Origin of the sequence: Desertivirga xinjiangensis (assembly GCF_024436435.1) — a bacterium.
GTDB lineage: Bacteria > Bacteroidota > Bacteroidia > Sphingobacteriales > Sphingobacteriaceae > Desertivirga > Desertivirga xinjiangensis.
The window spans coordinates 163,281-182,676 of sequence record NZ_JAFMZP010000002.1 but is presented as its reverse complement, the minus strand read 5'-3'; the positions used below and the strand labels follow the sequence as shown (position 1 = coordinate 182,676).

Here is a 19,396-nt window from a genome sequence, read left to right as displayed (position 1 = left end):
TTAATAGATACAATTTAAGTTCTAAACAGAGGCGTTTAACCTCGCCTTTCCATTTTTTGAATAATCACTAATAATGTCAGACCAATCGCTCATCACCTTCGCTTCGGAGAAATTACTTTCGATATAGTTTCGACCCCTCCTTCCCAAAGCAATACGGTTATCCTCACTCATATGCATAACCTGCACCATCTTATCGGCCAAATCCTGCTGGTTAGCAGGTTCAAAAAGAAGTCCGGCATTAGCTCCTTGTAATAATTCAATATTGCCATCAATGGCAGATGCCACAACAGGTTTTCTATAAGCCATGGCTTCTAAAATAGCGTTAGGCATTCCCTCCATGAATGACGAAAGAACGAATGCTTCAGCCCTTCTAAGATATTCAGAAGCATTGGGCTTAAATCCGAGCAAACGAACATGGTTTTCAATTCCAAGGTCCTTAATAACTTTAAACGGCCAAACTTCATCGTTTAAATTTCCTATAATATCTACTCTGAACTTATATTGTTTCAACAGGGCGATCGCTTTGAATAAAGTTAGATAATCTTTATTCCACTTAAAATGTGCTATACAAATCCAAACGAAGATTCCGCTAGAATTTACATTATTCTGGCATTGGAGTTCGGGCAAAAAGATTCCATTATTGATAACGATGCCTAGTTTTCGAACCAGATTCCTGTTCTCAAAGTTTAATTTTGATGCATGAGAATTATACACCACTTTATCGTCCAGGACAGCGGTAAGCCTAAATGGTATATTCCATTTTTTAGGAAGCACCGAAGTTCTGATGCTGGAAATTAAATTAAACTTAAAACGAATTTTCAGTATTCTAGCAAAAATGATGGCTATAAACATAAAAGCAATAGTCACGTCTGGTTTAAATGCTTTCACGGCCTTATACAATAACATGCAATTGGATATTGAATGTGTTTTCCAGTTTTTGAGAAATACAACCCGCAGCCCCTCCTCCTCAAAATTTGTGTTAAACCCGTTTATTGGTTTCAGAGAAATAATCATAACGTCGTTATTTTGAAACTTTAAAAACCGGGCTATCTTCAAAAGCTGAGTTTCGGCGCCACCCTTCCACATACCCGGGGTTAGAAATAGTATTTTTGTGCTCATAATGGTAGGATAATAATATAGTCTAGTCTGTTGATCCTGGCGACCTGTCCTTTAGGGATCCCACAGCGTTCAAAGAGATTCGATGGAAGTGTTCTGTCTTATTCTGGTTATTAAGCCATTGGCTCAAGACCAGAAGCTTCCAGATCTGTGGATACCTGTTCCATTTCCCCGTCATATGTTCATTAATGATCTCCTGACTTCTCCTGATGTTTATGCCGGGAATTTGTTTTAACTTGGCCGCAGAAAGATTGTCTAACACATATTCTTTCAGCTCGTTTCGAAACCATTCTGCAAACGGCATGGTGAATCCCGCTTTTGGCCTGTCGAATAGGCGGGCTGAGAGGTGCTCAAAGAGAATATCCTTCAATATTCTCTTTTGTATGTTACCTTTATACTTGAAACTTGTAGGCAAGCTTCTTCCAAATTCGATAATACGGTAGTCCATTAAAGGAGACCTTGCCTCAAGAGAAAAGGCCATAGAAGCCCGGTCAACCTTAGTGTTTATATCATCGTTCAGATAAGTTTTAATATCAAAGTCAGAGACTGTTTCCATCAACGGCTTATTTGAATTTGAGAGGAGATGTATAAAAGGACCATCGGCGCCGCATTTCGGCATATCTATCCAACTGTTATCAAGCCCTCCAAACATTTTCACATAAAGCGATTGGATATTTTCAATGTTTATTGCTTTTGCAACCAACTTATGTTTGTACAGTGGTGATAAGCTGATCAAACTGGATATATATTTACGTACAAATTGCGGAGATCTGAACAGATAATTTCTGGATCTTATCCATTTATATCTTTCATAACCCAGAAAGACCTCGTCACCACCATCGCCACTGAGGGCTACTGTTACGTGCTGTTTTGTATGTTTACTTAATAACATACTTGGAATGGCGCTTGAATCTGCAAATGGTTCATCATAGTACAATGAAAAATTCCTGATAAGATCCATAGCCTGGCTATAGTTACACTCAATGGTGTGATGATCTGTTCCAAGACAATTTGCTACTTTTGCCGCGTGAATACTTTCATCAAAGCCTTTTTCATTAAATTTCATTGAAAAGGTTTTGACGTTCGAGACTATTTTTGTAGCCACTGTAGCTACTAGCGAAGAGTCAATTCCACCCGACAGAAAAACTCCAAGCGGCACGTCAGCATGCATCCTTAGTTTTACCGCATCAAACAAGAGATTATTTAATATGTGTTTTGCCTTCCCGTAGTCGCCTGTAAAACGCTTTTTCCAGCTATAGTCAAGATCCCAGTACTTTTCCGTTTCAAAAGACCGGTTAGTTAAAGAATAAGTGAATGTGTGTCCGGCTGGCACTTTCCTTATCTGAGTCCAAACAGACCTGGGTTCAGGAATATAACCCCACTTTAAATATTCATAAATAGCTTGTGTATCTAATGTAAAATTGCGTGCCAGAGTAATTTGTGAGGGCTGACTAGCAAACTCAAACTCTCCACCAGCCAAGCTATAATAAAGTGGTTTTTTTCCGAGCCTGTCGCGCCCTCCGAAGAGCGTTTTCTTTTGTGAATCATAGATAACAAAAGCGAACATGCCATTGAAATAATTTACGCAGGCCCTGCCATACTCAAGAAACGCAGCACATATCACTTCCGTGTCCGCAGCGGTTGTAAACCGGTAACCTTTCTTAACAAGGTCACTTTTAATGTCCTGGTAATTATAGATCTCACCATTAAAAACTATATGTAGATGTAAATAAGAAAATGGCTGATCTGATCGATGATCCAGATCAATGATTGCTAACCTGTTATGACCCAATACAAGATCGTCTATATAAAGAGATCCCGAGTAATCTGGGCCCCGGAAATTTATTTTATCCAGTTTTTCAGCTAGTATCGCCTCATTATATTTAATTGTTGAACCGAATATACCACACATAAGAAATTATTATTTAGATTTAGTCGTTCAAAGAACTGGAACTGGTAGACCCCATTTTTAGTTATGGGTCATCAGACTTTCATACCTGTCGGTAATTTTGTCAAGGGCACATTGTTCAAACACATCGTTTTTTATAGCTGTAGCGTCCCACTTTTTTGAGCATGCAGCCACTATGGCATTTTTAAAGCCTTGTACGTCGTCCTGTTCTAGCATAAACCCATTAAAATCATCACGGATGATACGGGATATGCCACCGACCTTAAATGCAACAACTGGTATACCGACCGACAAGGCTTCTAGCACAACGTTTGGAAAGCCCTCTGTGAATGAACTCAAGACTAAGAGATCATGTTGTGCGATGAGGCCAACTACATTGGATTGCTGGCCTAATAATCTAACACGATTTTGTAAGTTCAGACTTCTCAACCTTTCTTCGGTGTCCGATCTTAATGCCCCATCACCTACTATTGTTAAGGAATAGTGATCAGGCAATGAGTGTAAAATATGCAATAAACGACTTATTCCCTTCTCGGGAGATAGCCGGGCAACCAGTATAAGTTTTTTAGCGGTTGCTTTCAGGTTTCCTATACCTTTAATATCAGTAAAAATCACAGGATTTGGAATTACGACTAATTTGTTGGACCTGACACGAAACTCTGTTCTCACAGATTGTTCCATTTCCTCTGATTGACAGACAACCTTATCAAATCTAGCATAGCAAAAACGAGTGAAGAAATTATAAAATCTGGCTTTACTGCCCCTGTATTTTCGAATTTGTGAGGGAATATTTGAGGCCCTTGCAATTAGATTTGGAACAGATACGAAAAACGATACGAGTGCAACCAGGATATTAATATGGTCCACAGTCGAAAAAACAGTGTCGGGACGTTCTCTTCGCAACAATTTACGAAGTTTAAAAAAAGAAAGCGAAGCTTTTGTGGTACCAAGATCAATTATAGTGACGCCTTCCAGCTCATTAGAAAAACATTTTTTATTTGGGTTTAGAAGGACAATGGATACATCATACATTTTTTTGTCAAACCCCTGGGATAATAGCCAAAAGACCCTTTCGGCACCTCCCGCACTGAGAGAACTGAGAATAAAGAAAATTTTTCTTTTCATTTTTTGTATGCTGGTTGAAAAAAATATATAACTTAATCAGCTTAACGCTTTTCGGCTGCACCAATTAGGATATACTTATAGTTTTGAGGTAAGAGCTTTTCAATGACGGTGTCAACTCTTCCGAAAAAGCTCCTTTGTTGTTCATTCCTGCCAAAACATCCAAGAAATCCCACAGTAGTATACCTAAGGTTGGAGAAAGATGAGAAAACGTCACCTATCTCATTCATCTTCAGATAATTCCAATTTCTGGTTCCATATTTCTTCCGAAAGAATTTATGAACTAATGTAGCTTCCATATTTTCGGCAAACAGCAAAACGCCACCAGGTTTCAACGCTTTATATATTTCTTCGGCAATCTTCTTCTTTAGCTCATTTTTTTCCATTCCACAGATCCCTCCAAGTATTGATTTAAAAACAATAAGATCAAACTGGCCTTCAAACGGAATATTTGTTGCATCAACAGAAGCGTAGCTAATTTCCTCAGAACAATTGTATTTTCCATGCAGCCATTCCGCTTCTTTTTTAGGGCCGCGAAGATCGGTGCACAATACGTTATTTTTATTTAAAGCTAACCAAAGCGACAATCCTCCTTTACTCGCTCCCAGTTCAAGGCATCGAAAATTCCTATTTTGTAAATCAATATGCTTTTCCCAAAAAGAAATCGCTTTTGACCAATTGACCACATCCCAGCCAATTACATCGCTTAATGTATAGTTTTTCATTACAGTGATTTGTTTTTCAAAGACAATGAAGCTATCATGAGCATTGATTGTTTCCACTTTCTAGCGGCTGCTCATGATGGTTTTATTACAGTGATTTATTTTTTAAGGCAGTGAAGCTATCATGAGCATTGTTTGTTTCTGCTTTTTAGCGGCTGCGCATGATGGTTTAGTTTATTTGTTAATTCTATATAGCAATGATGCAACTGACTTGTACATCACCTAATTGCCAGGATTGGCCTGATAATATTTGGTGGAATCAAATAAATTAAGACTAGAAATAAATATTTTAGATAGTTATTTATAGAATTCTTCTCTCTAAATGCCTTGAAAATATATTTGTATGATACTCTAATGTTCCAACTATTGAAGTAAGCTGCATTTCCGAGACTTTTCCAATACTCTGCCATGTAATTAGGGCGCTGTACTAATTTGCTATTTGTTAAATACACTTTAACCTGATCGAGCTCCAGATTTGCGAGTTCTATATTTTTATGTTCAGAATATGATAAGCGCAGTGCATTATTAAATGAATCTTTAGCTACCTTTCTTCTAGTAGTGGCTACGGGACCGGTTCGGTATAAATATAGCGGCTGATTTAATACATGAACTAACGCACCATTGCTTAAAAAGCGCAACCACAACTCACCGTCCTGAACATAATAGTATCTAGTATCGTATAATCCCACTTCTTCAAGCTTTTTTCTTTTAATAAATGCACTTCCATGTGGAAAGATAGCCCTACGGTTCAATAAAACAGATCGAAAATTTTTCTGCCTGGAATAGCTGCTATTAAGAAAAACAATTTGGCCTGTAATATCAATAACATAGCAATCAGATCCGATAACATCAACCTCTGGATGTGCTAAAGCGTACTTTAGCTGAAGAGAAAGCCGGTCGACCGACGAAATATCATCTGCATCCTGACGGGCAATATAGTGCCCTTTAGCTATCTGTATCCCTTTATTTAACGAGGCTGCAAGACCCAGATTTTGTTCATTTTGTATGAATCTAATCCTGGAATCTTTAGACGCATATGTTTGACAAATGGCAACCGAATTATCTGTAGAGCCATCATCAATAATGATAAATTCAAAGTTTTCAAAGGTTTGGTTAAGAATGGAAAGTATGGCATTTTCCAGATATTGCCCGGAATCATACACCGACATAAGAACACTAATTAACATAATTATGGCTATTAAGTGGGAAAAGCACATGTTTCATACTCAGATGAGCTGCATAGAACATAAGCTCCTTATTGATATTTTCAGTCATATCGCAATTCTCATTTACCCAGGCAACTGCATTATCTCCAAGGTTTCTAAGTTTCGTTTCACTTTCAAACAAACTGTTTATTTGTTTGCTAATATCTGTCGCGTCTTCGGTGACCAGCAAGCCGTTTTCTTTATGCATAATACATTCTCTTATTCCTGGAACTTCTGTTCCTATACAAGGTAATCCACATGCCATGGCTTCCAATAACACCTTAGGACTACCCTCATATTTGGAAAAGATCACAAAGCATTTCGAACTGTTATAATACTCAGGCAGATCTACATTGTCTACCCGCTCCTTCCACTCAATCTTTTCGTTGCTTTTGATACATTTTTTAATCAAAGGAGCAAGCGATCCTTTCCCTATAATTAACGTCCGCAGTTTAACAGTATTCAGGACAGTGGTAAGCAATTGGATGTTTTTCTGTGCTTCAAAACGACCTATAAATATTAAGTCAAACTTTTTCTCTCTCTCCAACGGCTTGAACCTTTCCAGGTCTATTGTATTGCGCATGCTAAGTATTTTCTCTGGACGGATACCATAGAACCTGATAATAAATGAAACGGCTTCGGGAGAGGTTGCGACAATTAAGTCCCCGTATTTGAATGCTATAAACTCTTTAATTTTCTGCAGCCAACCTATTTGCTGAAAATGAGAATAATAATATCCCATTCTTATAACTAAAGGTACATTCAAAACAGTTTTAAGAAGTAATCCAAAGCCAGCTGCAGCAAACTGATTTGTTTTAATTAAGGCAACACGATTATATAATTGTCTGAATAAGATAAGCGAGCACAGATTATATATAAAATTCTGAAGCTTGTAGGGAATTCCTGCGGGAATCCAGGCGGGCATCTGCAATAGTTTAACCTGGGGATAATTCTCAATATATTTTGAATCGTGCCTTCCATAGCTGAAAATAATCAACTTGAGGTTTCCTTTGGTGCATAATGCGTTGTAATAATTTAGTTCCCTTGACAAGTGACCCAACTCACTCCATCTCTGAAGGCTCATATTAGGTGTCATTAGCAGTAACAAACTATCTTTCATATTCTATTGATTACTTCTTAACAATTTTCCGAAGTGTAAGGCAAATTATTTTAAGATCAATCCATAAGTCGTGATGTTCGATATAGCTAAGGTTTTTCGCAAGCTTTGCAGGAAGCAGCTCCTGAACATAAAATACTTCGGGATCGCTATATTGAGCCAAAAGCTCACTTTCATTGCAGAATTGGATGGACGCCCAGTCTGTAATACCTGGTTTCACCTCAAAAACTCTTTGCTGAGTAGGATTATAAAGATCAGCATAACGTTTTACTTCGGGACGCGGTCCGACAAGACTCATATCGCCCTTAAGAACATTTAATAATTGAGGCAGCTCATCCAGTTTATATTTGCGCAGCCAATATCCCACTCGGGTCACACGAGCATCGCGATCTCCAATGGTTAGCAGTCCGAGTTTACTGGCGTTTGATTCCATCGTTCTGAATTTGAGAAGATCAAAATCAACTTTATTACGGCCAACTCTTCTCTGCCTGAAAAGCACAGCTCCTTTTGAGTCTATAATGATCGCAGCAGATATAATTATAAATACAGGAAACAGAAAAAGGAGTGCCAAAAAGGAAATTACAATATCAAAAGTACGTTTTGTAACCATATAGATCTATACTGTATAAACTGGTTCAACCATACTGTCCAGACCTACTTCTGCAACAACAGCTTCAATTACGGACTGAATGATAAAATCACTTTGTTCATTTGTTAGCTGTGGATATATTGGCAGGGAGATTTCCGAGGAGTATTGTTTATAAGCATTAGGATAGTCTTTAATATTATACCCAAGGTCGTTAAACAATGTAAGCATTGGCAAAGGGATAAAATGAACGTTTACTACGATACCTTTAGCCATGAGCCGCTCAATGATTCTGTCTCTTTGTAACTCGATTATGTTTTTTATCCTTAATGGGAACAAATGATAGGACGACTCCCTATCTTTATCTTTTAGAACAGGAGGAATAAACCAATCGAATAACCTGAAAGATTCATCGTATTTCAAAGCAATCGCCTTTCGGAGAGCGAGCAAGTCCTCCTTGTATTTAACGATCTGCGCTAGCCCGATTGCTGCACAAATATCGGGCATATTAATTTTCAGGCCGGGATAGAGTATATCATATCGCCATCCCGCCCCATTATTTTTTAGAAAAGCATCTTTATTTTGGCCGTTTAAAGAAAAGATTTTGAGAAAATTATATTCACTTGCAGTATCAAAAGCCTCAGGTAAATTAAGGCAGACACAACCGCCTTCAGCTGTCGTAATATTTTTAACTGCATGAAAGGAAAATATTCCTATATCTGACATGAGAATGGACGCCCGGTCCCCATAAGAAGCCCCAATAGAATGAGCAGCATCCGCAATCAATAATATCCTTCCTAATCTTTGCTGTTTTTCTGAACTTGCAGTAAAGAGACTTTGAATGACAGGATCTGTAATAATAGATTTAATCACCTGATATTCACACGGCAAACCAGCAATATCTACTCCAATAATTGCTTTGGTACGGGGGGTTATGGCTTTCATTATTTCAGCGGGATCTATAGTAAAATCATCGTTAATGTCTACCATAACAGGTGTAGCGCCACAATGCATCACACTTAGGGCCGTTGCACAGTAGGTGTAGGCAGGCACAATTACCTCATCTCCTTCTTTGATTCCGAACCACTTAAGCATTAAAAGAGCGCCTGAAGACCAGGAATTAACACATATTGCCGCCTTTGAGTCCGTCAACTTTACTATCTCTTGTTCCAGAGCTTTTACTTTCGGACCTGTGGTAATCCAATTTGACTGTAGTGTATCAAGGACCTGATCTATTACACTTTGATCAATAAACGGGGGTGAGAAGGGAATTTTCATAGTTTCGAAGTTAGATGAGAAATAAAAAGTAAAGGAAGGAACCTCTCAGTTACCTTATACCCTGGAGCCTTGCAAGGTGGAGAACACCGAAATAAAGAAACAGTGTAGGCCCACTTCCGCCAAGTAGCCAGTCATTATGGAAAAAAGAATTGAGAGATATAGCAAATAGGGAAAAACATAGGGAAACCAGCAAGGCGTTTTCTGGTTTTCGAACCTGCCCTGCGATAAGCCAGAATATCCTGATAATTCTCTGATAAAATAATAGAAGAAAAATTAAACCGGGAACAATTCCCAAATAAGTAATAAACATAAGGTAAGCATTGTGGGATGTAACCAGGCCGGATTCTCCCAACTTAAAGGTCGGGTTGTATCTGGCTACCTGCTCCCATGTCTTGCCTGTCCAGGTTAAACCTAGTGGATTATCTGCAATGATCTTTAGATTTTCAACAGCCAAACCACTGCGATTTTCTTTGACATGCTTTTCATTTTTGGCAAAAATGTTTTGTTTCCGGCCGCCTGCCAGGTTTTGAATAGAGGAACTCAAAAGCATAACAACCGAAAATAAAGCAGCGAAGATAATGACCGTTTTAATCCTGTAAAATAACACCCAGAAAGTGCCAACTGACAACGCAAGAACAACCAGCACCGACCGACTCATTCCCCAGAATATCAGCAATACACAAAATATAAATACTAGCAGCTGAATAAGAAGATTCTTTCTAAAAACAGCGACAGACACTATCCCAAATGAGGTGAGGGCTGCTATTTGATAGCCGAAAGTAAAAATAAAAGCAGATATTCCAGAAGGACTTTGCAGGATTTTTACCGACTCACCTGTCAACAACGCTCTTAATTGATTAATCTGACTGGTATAAACATGATTAAGCAACATTATCATCGAAGAAAATATCAATAAAGCATAAAATATAAAAATGGCGAGTTTCATCCTATTCAAATTATCTCCTATGAAATAATTATAGAACAGGCTGCAACAGGTAATAATGATAATGACTACAAAAAACGATTTTACATCTTCGTATCCAACGAGATAATGAAAAATTGCTGCAATATAAAAGACCAATAATTCCCGTCTATAGGAAAAAGCAATTTGTTTAATCTTGCCGAATAAAAAAATTAAGGGTAAACCGAATAAAAGAGGAGTTGGGATTCTAAAGACAGATGTCATAAACACATTAAACGATAACGTGTATAAATACAAGAGAACGATCCCAAATATGGTTAGCTTTTTAAACATGGCTATAGGAATTAACCGTGAATTCCTGCTTATGTCAGAAATTACAATAGGGTAGACAACGTATGAAGAACACTATTCAGCCGAAAGTTTCGAATCTCGAAGAAGAAGTATTTTTTCATGTAGATTTTCAGCAATTCTCTTTTTTGAAAGGAAGAATACTTGAAATTATTTATCACTATTTTAAAATCACTAAGCATTTTTTTCTTTTTCACTTTTGAATTGATCATACTCCAGACACCACCGGCATGTATACGATAACAACTCATCACTTCGGGCAGAACAAATCCCTTACCCCCGGTAACAGCAGTTGCATAAAGCTTGAAGATCGCATCGGTTCCATTAGTGGTATAGTACCAGTCGTTTTTACTAATGTTTCTTACTTCCTCGGAGTTAACAACCATCATAGTGCCAATTCTGGTTTCATCTCTCCTGCCTATTAAGAAATCTTTATAGGTATAACTAAGCGGTTTGGGACATTGAGAAACATATATGGTTTTTTCAAAACTGTCAACTACTTCTGAATAGTGGAAGCATAATGTATAATCCAGGTTATTTTCGAGAAAATCGACCTGTTTTTGAATTTTGAGGGGGTCCGTCCAATAGTCGTCTCCGTCACAAAATGCAATGTATTTACCCTGTACTTCGGCAAAAACCCTGACCAGATTTCTTATAGATCCTATATTTTTATCTCCGGTAATCAGTTTGATCTGACCGGGAAATCTTTTTATATAATCGTTGATCACAGCTAAAGTATTATCTGTTGAACAATCTTCGCCTATTAGGATTTCATACTTAAAAGATGTCTTTTGATTCAAGAATCCTTCAATTGCCTTTGCTATATATTTTTCGTGATTATAGGTGATACAGCAAATACTAACTTTAATGTCGGAGGTATGGTTTTCCATTAAACAGATATGTTTGATTTTGAAATGATTGAGTTATAGCTCTAAGGATTCTTGTGCGCGTTGATTTCAAACACAACTTCTTTTTCAACCAATATTGGAGAACGACTGGTATTTAATTGTTGTGGTTTATAATAGTTTTGAACACGAAGCAACACTCTGCTAATCAATTCAAGATCTGAAAACGTGAGAGAATGATAAAGAGGCAGGCATACAATCCTATTTGCGATTGACTCGCAGATAGGAACAAACTGTTTATTAACATAAGGTAAACTTGATAAAGAGGGATAAAAGTATCGCCGTGCGTAAATCTTTTCCGCCGCTAATGCTTCAAGTGACTTAAGCATCAGATCTTCAGACTCAAACACTACCGGAAAATAGGCATAATTGTAGTCGAGATCATCATTTAACTTTGGATAGGTCGCTTCCAATTCCTCTAAATGCTTCCAATAATAAAATGATAAGGACTTCCTTTTTTCCAGTATTTCATCGACATAATTCAAATTACATAAACCCATGGCTGCATGGAATTCGCAGTTCTTTGCGTTTATACCCAGCTCAGCAAAACTTTCAGGCCCATTATGACCGAAATTTCTCATATAAGACATCTTCTTCAACAATTCCGGATCCATGGTGAAAACAGCCCCACCTTCTATCGTGTGAAAAAGTTTTGTCGCATGAAAGCTGGTTGTGCTGATATCCCCGTATTCAAATACAGATTTATTCTTGTAGGTGGTGCCGAAACAATGAGCCGCATCGTAGATCACTTTTAAATCATACCGGTCGGCAATCTCCTGAATGGCATCAATATCGCAAGGGTTACCGAATACATGTGTTGCTACTATTGCAGACGTTTGGGGTGTGATAGCAGCTTCAATTTTTGCTGGATCGATGTTAAATGTATCCTTGTCTATGTCGACATAAACAGGTGTGCATCCCTCCCATACAATGCTGCTGCTGGTTGCCACATAAGAAAAAGGTGTTGTGATAATTTCGCCTCTTAAATCAAGCGCCTTTATGGCGATTTGCAGTGCAATCGTTCCGTTCGAAACAAAAAGCAAATGCTGAATTTTAAGATAGCGTTTAAGTTTTAACTCGAATTCATTCACCAATGGGCCATTGTTGGTTAACCATTGCCGCTCCCAGATACTGTTCAAATAATCTTCATATTCATGAACATTAGGGAGATAGGGTTTAGTAACAGGTATCATTTTTTCAAGATTAGATGTTTAAAATCAGTTATAGCAGTAAGTCTGATCATGTTACTGCAGCTTAAGTAAGCTAAAAGATAGAGAAGGCTGATAATTAGAATGCGATCTATGTCAACAGAATTGAACTGTTTAACCATCTGTATGTCGACATACCTGCATAAGAGCCCGGTAATGGCAGACAATCCAATGGTTGGAAATATATCTCCAATTTGCTCGCTCACCGGATAACTTATTATTTTCCCGCTATAAACGGAGTTTATAAAATAGAACAGGAAGCTGCATCCAAGCTGAAAATACAATAGTCCGAAGATTTCGAATGGGATTACCATAAGTATTCCGGCAACGCTGATGGTCTTTTTAATAAACTCCAATTTTAGCAGCAGATCGCTCCTGCCCTTAACCTTTAAAATATTAAGGTTGTATGCATGCAGAGGATACATTATTCCTGCTATACATAGTATCTGAAAATATGGGACGGCGGGCAACCACTTTTCAGTCAGCAGAAATGCAAACAGCGGTTCGGCAATGACACATAACAGTACCAGGCAGGGTGCATTCCAGAACAATACCTGCTGGAGAACCCTTTTATATACAACTTTTAATTTTTCATTATCATGGGTTATAGAAGCAAACATGGGATACGTTACTTTGCCTAAGGCAATCGATATATTGGTAGATGGCAACTGGCTTAGCGACTCAGCACGAGAGTAAAACCCTAATTGTGTTGCCGAATAATACTTCCCTATGATTATGACAAAGGTGTTCCTATAGATATTTTCCAGAATTCCGGACAAAGTCATCTTATAACCAAAAGAAAAGTGCTTTTTGAAACTGTTTGTATTAAAGGTCAGCATTGGACGCCAGTCTGAGTAAATCCAGTACATCAGCGTTGATATAGAGGAGCTGCATAACATCATCCACACTAAACTCCAGACTCCATAACCCGCATAAGCCAGGGTTAAACCAGTTATCCCCCCTCCGATCACCGATGGAATGTTAATAAGTGTTTGAATCTTAAAATTCATCGCCTTCGTTAGCCTTGCACTTTGAACAGTGAAAAGTGCATTGATAATAAAGGAAATGCCGTAAACGCGGATAATATTTATTAGTTGTTCCTGTCTATAGAACAAAGCGATATAAGGGGTACTAAAAAAAAGTATCCCATAAATGATGATACTACCGAAAAGGTTAAAGAAAAAAACGGTTGAAAAATCTTCATTTGTTGGATTATCTGTTCGTATCAGTGATGAAGTTAATCCACTTTCTATCAGAGAATTCCCAATTGAAATAAACACCGAAAGCATGGCGATCAAACCAAACTCCGCCGGCGCCAATATTCTGGCAAGGAAAATAGATATTAAAATCCCTATCAGTTTGGAACTGAATTGTTCGGTAATAGACCATAGCAAGCCCGCGATTGTTTTTTCACGCAAAGTCATGAATAGGCACTTTGGTGTTCAGACGCAGCTACTGTGAACCGGTTGTCTGAAACGTATGATTTTACTGTTTCCTTAAGCCCCTCCTGGAAGGAGAACCGCGGCTTATAGTCCAAGAGCTGTATAGCCTTGTTTATTGAAGCCAGGGAATGCGGAATGTCGCCTGCTCTTTCCGGTCCATATAAGACAGGAACATCTGCTATCAATTCATCGGTTTCTGCAAGGTCCTCTTTCAGATACATGGCAAGTTCATTCAGGTTCGTTTGCTCGCCATAAGCCACATTATACACCTGGTTAACAGCCCGGTCATTTGTGGTAAGCGCAGCCTTTATATTCATCTGGACCACGTTGTCGATAAACGTGAAATCGCGGGAATACTCTCCGGTGCCATTGATCAGCGGACTCTCATGAGCTAAAAGCTTCAGTATGAACTTCGGTATAACAGCTGCGTAGGCGCCATTCGGGTTCTGACGGGGTCCAAATACATTAAAATAGCGCAGGCCAATTAATTTTAATCCGTAAGTACGTGCAAAAACATCGGCATAGATTTCATTAACATATTTAGTGACAGCATAGGGAGATAAAGGCTTGCCTATTTTATCTTCCTCTTTTGGCAGCTCTTTACTATCACCGTAAGTTGAAGAAGACGCTGCATAGACCATTCTGGCCACTCCTGCATCTCTTACGGCTATCAGCATATTTAAAAAGCCATTGATATTAACCTCATTTGTTGTAGACGGGTCCTCTATTGACCGGGGAACGGAACCTAAGGCGGCCTGATGCAGCACGATGTTGATTCCTTCACAGGCTTTTTTGCATGCAGACAGATCACGGATGTCACCCTCAAGCAGTTCAAATGAAGGATGATTAACAAACTGTGTTATATTCGCTTTAAAACCGGTTGAAAAGTTATCAAGCACCCGCACTTTAGCTGCACCATATTTCAACAGGTACTCTACCAGGTGCGATCCTATGAATCCGGCACCGCCGGTTACCAGGAAATTGAGGTTAGCCAGATCAACGCCGTTATGGTATGGAATGTTATACATGATAGTCATAAGAGATTTTTTTTTTAGATAATGAACAGATAATACTAAAGGCGCGCGTCTACAACGGAAGCCGGCAATACCGACTTGATATCATAAACAACCGCATTTGTTTTACACAAGCTCTGAATATCCAGGTCTTTGAATTCATGGTGAGCTACTGCAAGTAATATGGCGTCGTATTTTCTCTGTTTGGATTCTCCATTTTGGCAGATCACTCCGTATTCATGCTTTACCTGGGTGGCATCTGCCCATGGGTCATGAATACATACATTTATTTTGTATTCCTCAAGACGTTTAACTATATCTATCACTTTTGTATTTCTTACGTCAGGGCAGTTTTCTTTGAAGGTAAAACCTAGCACCAGGACATCACTATTGGCAACGTTTGTTCCTTTAGAAAGCATCCGTTTAACTAACTGATCAGCGACATATCCACCCATTCCATCATTCACCCGCCTGCCGGCAAGTATGATTTCCGGGTGATAACCCACTTCCTGCGCTTTTTGCGCCAGGTAATAGGGATCTACTCCTATGCAGTGCCCTCCGACCAAGCCAGGTTGAAATTTCAGGAAGTTCCATTTAGTGCCTGCTGCATCAAGCACGTCCTGCGTATCGATTCCCATTTTATTGAAAATCATAGCTAGTTCATTAACGAAAGCAATGTTTATATCTCTTTGAGCATTCTCGATAACTTTAGCAGCTTCGGCAACCTTAATAGAGGTAGCTTTATGAGTACCTGCCCCAATTACCGACCTGTATAGATTGTCTACTATAGCTGCAGCCTCAGGAGTTGAACCTGAAGTGATTTTAAGGATCTTGGAAACGGTGTGCAGCTTATCACCGGGATTGATCCGCTCAGGGGAATATCCGGCAAAAAAATCTGTATTAAATTTGAGGCCTGAGTGTTTTTCAAGGACCGGAACACATTCATCTTCGGTTACACCGGGATATACCGTTGATTCGTAAACTACAATGTCTCCTTTCTTTAACACCTTTCCGACAGTAGTGCTGGCCTTAAAAAGAGGAATCAGATCCGGGCGCTTATTTTTATCTACGGGTGTAGGTACGGTAATGATATAAACATTGCATTGTTTCAGTAACTCAGCATCGCTGGTACAGAACAAACCGGTCGGCTCCGTGCAATCCTGAGTAATGACATCTTTCAGATCTGCTTCAGAAACCTCCAGAGTATGATCATGGCCAGATTTTAACTGTTCCACCCTTTCTGAATGAATATCAAAGCCAAAGACCTTATATCTTTTAGAAAATTCGACAGCGAGAGGCAGGCCTACATAACCCAAGCCTACTACAGCGATCTTTACGTTTTCAACAATGTTCCTCATGGATTTAGTTGTTTATTAATGACAGGTTATATGCATCTACTTTGGTGACCAGTGCACAACTCAGGTTATCGAAAACCATCAGCACATTTTTTCCCTGAATTTCGATGATCTGTCCGGATTGATTAAGAAAAGCACCACTTTTAATACTTACACGGTCGCCAATACTTAAGTCTTGTAAGTTCACCACTTCAAGATCAGGTGCTTCTTGCAGGAAGTGCCTTACCTCATCTATCTCATTATCTCTTATTATTGCAGGCCTACCCATGTAATACACAAAGTTCAGCACCCCTAAGGTTTGCCTTACCTTATGCTCCTCTTTCCAGTTAATCTTTACAAAAACATACGAATTGAAAAGCGGTAGTTCAACCATCTTTTTTCTATCGGCCCACTGGCTCTCCACTTTTCGCACCGGACAGTAAGAATCAATTCCTTGTGCCTGCAAAAGCTGGTCAACCTTTTTCTCCCACCGTGGCCGGGTGTAAATTACCTGCCAGCGTTTCGTTAATGAAGGCCTTATGGGGATATTCTTTTCCATTTGTGAACGTGATTAGTTTATGATCAGGATACTATGCGGGCGGGCAGAGCTTCGCTACCTCACTTACATGACTAATTTTCTTTAATATTAATGTTGTTTTGACGCTAGCGTCTTTTGAAGTGTTTAGCCGGGTCTCTAAATGGCAGAGCTTCGCTATCTCACTTACATGATTATCTTTTTGGCTTCAGATCATTTGCAGATCTCGACCGTTAAATGCACCGCGAGCGGCTTAATTGTTGTGATTGGCTTTGTTGAGAACTGAGAGTAGAGCTCAGCTCTAACAAAGCGATTGTTGAATACAGGTAGATGATAAAATTTTGAGCCGTCTATGAATAAGCGTATTTGCCATATCCATAAGTATATTTATTTTCACTTTTTGCGTCGTTAAACACAACCAGAGGATTCCTTAAGCTCTTATTTTCATAGATATCATGCAGTATTTTCAGCTGATATTTATTGGTAAAATTGTAACGTACAAGGTATATGCTGGCATCAGAATGCAGTCCAAGACTGAATGCATCTGCCACCATACCTACCGGTGGAGTGTCGATAATGATATAATCGAATGATTTTCTTAGATTTTCAAATAAAAGATGTACCCTGTGAGTAGTTAGAAGCTCTGAAGGGTCCTCCGGAAGTGAACCGCATCCTATCACTGATAAGTTAGGAGAAACATTTGAAGAGAGGATAATATCATTCAGCAGAACATCGTCAGAAGTAAGATAATCAGAAAGCCCCGCCTCACATTTAAGCTTCAAACTGTTTAACAAGTCAGGCTTACGAAGATCAAACTCCAGCAATACTACTTTTTTATCCACCATAGAAAGAGTAATTCCAAGGTTAATGCTAAAGAATGTTTTACCCTCCCCTTTTGTACTTGATGTTACCAGGAGGACCTGGTTCTGGTTGTTTGGGTTCATAAAACTCAGATTGCTTCTGATATATCTGAACAGCTCGGAGATAGTTGTTCTACTGCCTCTCTGTATAACTACCGATCCTTTCATTCCCTTATGACTCAGCTCGCCCAGAATCCGCGCTCCGGGGATCATTTCGACTTCGGATGAGTTTTGGACCTTAGTGTTCAGCAGATCCTTGCAAAAGATAAACCCGGCTGGTAAAATAAATCCAAATATTACAGAGCATAAGTAGATGAGTTGCGTTTTTGGGGATTGGGGGACACTATTATACGACGGACGGTCAACCACTTGCGATGTAGGCACTGTTGCGGATAAAGATAATTCCGTCTCTTCCCTCTTCTGTAAGAGATAATGATACAAGCTTTGCTTCACGCTTTGTTCCCTGGTACGTTCCAGAAGCCCCCGCTCTATCACCGGAACGTTCCTTACCTTCGACTCAAAGAACGATGATCTTGCAAGGAGGTTGTTTCTTTCTAGAAGCAATCCCTTTCTGATGTTTCTTAAGTTTTCCATCATACTTGTTTTTAAGCTCGCAAGATGATCGTTTACGTTCAGCACCAAAGGGTTTTGAGAATTGGCAGAACGAAGTAATTGCTGCCGTTCCAGTTGAAGGTCATTATAACGGGTTGTCAGATCAACCAATGTCTGATCTTTTAAGCCCAGGGTGCTGGGAACCAAACCGAAACTCTGGTCTGTCTGACTTAAATAGTTCTCCAGCGATCTTACAATATTGAGTTGAACTCCAAGGTCGGCCAATTGCTGATTGGAACCGCCAGAATTTTCAAGATTAATTTGGGCATCAGCAGAAATATTAGTGACCCGGTTTACTCGTTTATAATTCTCTACATCCTGTTCTACCATCGCCAGATCCGCAGTAAGATATTTTAACCGGTTATCTATAAACTTAATGGTATTCCTGGCTATAACACTCTTATTATTGACATTTTGAAGATTGTATTCATCAATAAGTTTATTCAATATATCAATCCCTCTTTGAGGAATCTCGTCAACCAAACTTAGAATGATAGTATTTGCATCTTTGATAATAGGTGTAATACTTAATTTGGACAGGCTGTATGCTTCAGTAAGCCCTTTTAAACTGCGAAACTTTACCGATATTTTTGTCTTGTTATTTGAAAAGGCCGGGCCTTTTTCCACATGAACAACGTAAGCAGGATTGGTGATAGTTTGTCCATATCTATAGATAACTTTTTTAGCTGAATCCTGCCATAAAAAGGTCTTATCATCAATAGGTTTCAAAGTTATCTCCCGGGTATATGCAGAGCGGTTGAGTTTATGTATAACTACTTTTACAGGCAAATCTTCACCATACAACTCTTTCGTCATAAAAGGATGTTTGATAGAATATTTAGTCTCCATGGATAAGCTTTTTAACACATTGTAGACAAGGTCACGGGACCTTAGAACTTCTATTTCATTATCAACAGTTCTTGTTGTCTGAAACATTTGAAGATCACTGAATGCGGTCCCCTTTAACATACCGTCGCCTTTCTTATCATCCTGAATTAGAAGAGTACTTGTGATCTTATATTCAGGGGTAGCATAGCGCAGATAAAAGAATGCAAGAGTCACACTAATAGCCACTGTTATAATAAATATATACCAATACTTGAGGTATTTCATTATCTCATTCATAACAAATATTTTTATTTGGGATATTGTCAGTTAGTAT

At 38.9% G+C, this 19,396-nt stretch carries 16 protein-coding genes; all 16 read right to left on the bottom strand.

The window, feature by feature from the left end; all coding sequences use genetic code 11:
• Positions 1-21: 21 nt before the first annotated feature.
• Positions 22-1,119, bottom strand: a complete 1,098-nt coding sequence (locus J3P37_RS05620; RefSeq protein WP_256010064.1) for a glycosyltransferase — start codon at positions 1,117-1,119, stop codon at positions 22-24.
• A 22-nt stretch (positions 1,120-1,141) separates the two neighbouring features.
• Entirely contained in the window at positions 1,142-3,028 is a 1,887-nt protein-coding gene (asnB, locus tag J3P37_RS05615) for an asparagine synthase (glutamine-hydrolyzing) (RefSeq protein ID WP_256010063.1), read from the bottom strand.
• A 57-nt stretch (positions 3,029-3,085) separates the two neighbouring features.
• A complete protein-coding gene (locus tag J3P37_RS05610; protein ID WP_256010061.1) occupies positions 3,086-4,150 on the bottom strand; it encodes a glycosyltransferase in 1,065 nt (354 codons plus the stop codon).
• A 41-nt stretch (positions 4,151-4,191) separates the two neighbouring features.
• A complete protein-coding gene (locus J3P37_RS05605; RefSeq protein ID WP_256010060.1) occupies positions 4,192-4,872 on the bottom strand; it encodes a class I SAM-dependent methyltransferase in 681 nt (226 codons plus the stop codon).
• A 215-nt stretch (positions 4,873-5,087) separates the two neighbouring features.
• Positions 5,088-6,056 (bottom strand): glycosyltransferase, encoded by a 969-nt coding sequence (locus J3P37_RS05600; protein ID WP_256010059.1) that lies wholly within the window; start codon positions 6,054-6,056, stop codon positions 5,088-5,090.
• A complete protein-coding gene (locus J3P37_RS05595) occupies positions 6,046-7,194 on the bottom strand; it encodes a glycosyltransferase family 4 protein (RefSeq protein WP_256010058.1) in 1,149 nt (382 codons plus the stop codon). The genes J3P37_RS05600 and J3P37_RS05595 overlap by 11 nt, the downstream gene beginning before the upstream one ends.
• 10 nt (positions 7,195-7,204) lie before the next feature.
• The gene (locus J3P37_RS05590; protein WP_256010057.1) at positions 7,205-7,801 is read right to left on the bottom strand and encodes a sugar transferase; all 597 of its coding nucleotides are present in this window, start codon (positions 7,799-7,801) and stop codon (positions 7,205-7,207) included.
• Between the two features lie 6 nt (positions 7,802-7,807).
• On the bottom strand, positions 7,808-9,055 hold the full coding sequence (locus tag J3P37_RS05585) for a DegT/DnrJ/EryC1/StrS family aminotransferase (protein ID WP_256010056.1): 1,248 nt from the start codon (positions 9,053-9,055) through the stop codon (positions 7,808-7,810).
• A 49-nt stretch (positions 9,056-9,104) separates the two neighbouring features.
• Positions 9,105-9,947, bottom strand: a complete 843-nt coding sequence (locus tag J3P37_RS05580) for an O-antigen ligase family protein (RefSeq protein WP_256010055.1) — start codon at positions 9,945-9,947, stop codon at positions 9,105-9,107.
• Positions 9,948-10,351: 404 nt separating this feature from the next.
• Positions 10,352-11,215, bottom strand: coding sequence for a glycosyltransferase (locus J3P37_RS05575; RefSeq protein ID WP_256010054.1), 864 nt, complete (start codon positions 11,213-11,215; stop codon positions 10,352-10,354).
• 41 nt (positions 11,216-11,256) lie between these two features.
• The gene (locus J3P37_RS05570; RefSeq protein WP_256010053.1) at positions 11,257-12,423 is read right to left on the bottom strand and encodes a DegT/DnrJ/EryC1/StrS family aminotransferase; all 1,167 of its coding nucleotides are present in this window, start codon (positions 12,421-12,423) and stop codon (positions 11,257-11,259) included.
• Complete coding sequence (locus tag J3P37_RS05565) at positions 12,420-13,862, bottom strand: lipopolysaccharide biosynthesis protein (protein ID WP_256010052.1); 1,443 nt, start codon at positions 13,860-13,862, stop codon at positions 12,420-12,422. The genes J3P37_RS05570 and J3P37_RS05565 overlap by 4 nt, the downstream gene beginning before the upstream one ends.
• Positions 13,859-14,917, bottom strand: a complete 1,059-nt coding sequence (locus tag J3P37_RS05560; protein ID WP_256010051.1) for an SDR family oxidoreductase — start codon at positions 14,915-14,917, stop codon at positions 13,859-13,861. The genes J3P37_RS05565 and J3P37_RS05560 overlap by 4 nt, the downstream gene beginning before the upstream one ends.
• A gap of 35 nt (positions 14,918-14,952) precedes the next feature.
• Positions 14,953-16,251, bottom strand: a complete 1,299-nt coding sequence (gene tviB, locus J3P37_RS05555) for a Vi polysaccharide biosynthesis UDP-N-acetylglucosamine C-6 dehydrogenase TviB (protein WP_256010050.1) — start codon at positions 16,249-16,251, stop codon at positions 14,953-14,955.
• 4 nt (positions 16,252-16,255) lie between these two features.
• Positions 16,256-16,786 (bottom strand): UpxY family transcription antiterminator, encoded by a 531-nt coding sequence (locus J3P37_RS05550; protein WP_256010049.1) that lies wholly within the window; start codon positions 16,784-16,786, stop codon positions 16,256-16,258.
• Positions 16,787-17,112: 326 nt separating this feature from the next.
• Positions 17,113-19,359: a GumC family protein gene (locus tag J3P37_RS05545; RefSeq protein WP_256010048.1), complete on the bottom strand. Its 2,247-nt coding sequence runs from the start codon at positions 19,357-19,359 to the stop codon at positions 17,113-17,115.
• Between the last annotated feature and the right edge of the window lie 37 nt (positions 19,360-19,396).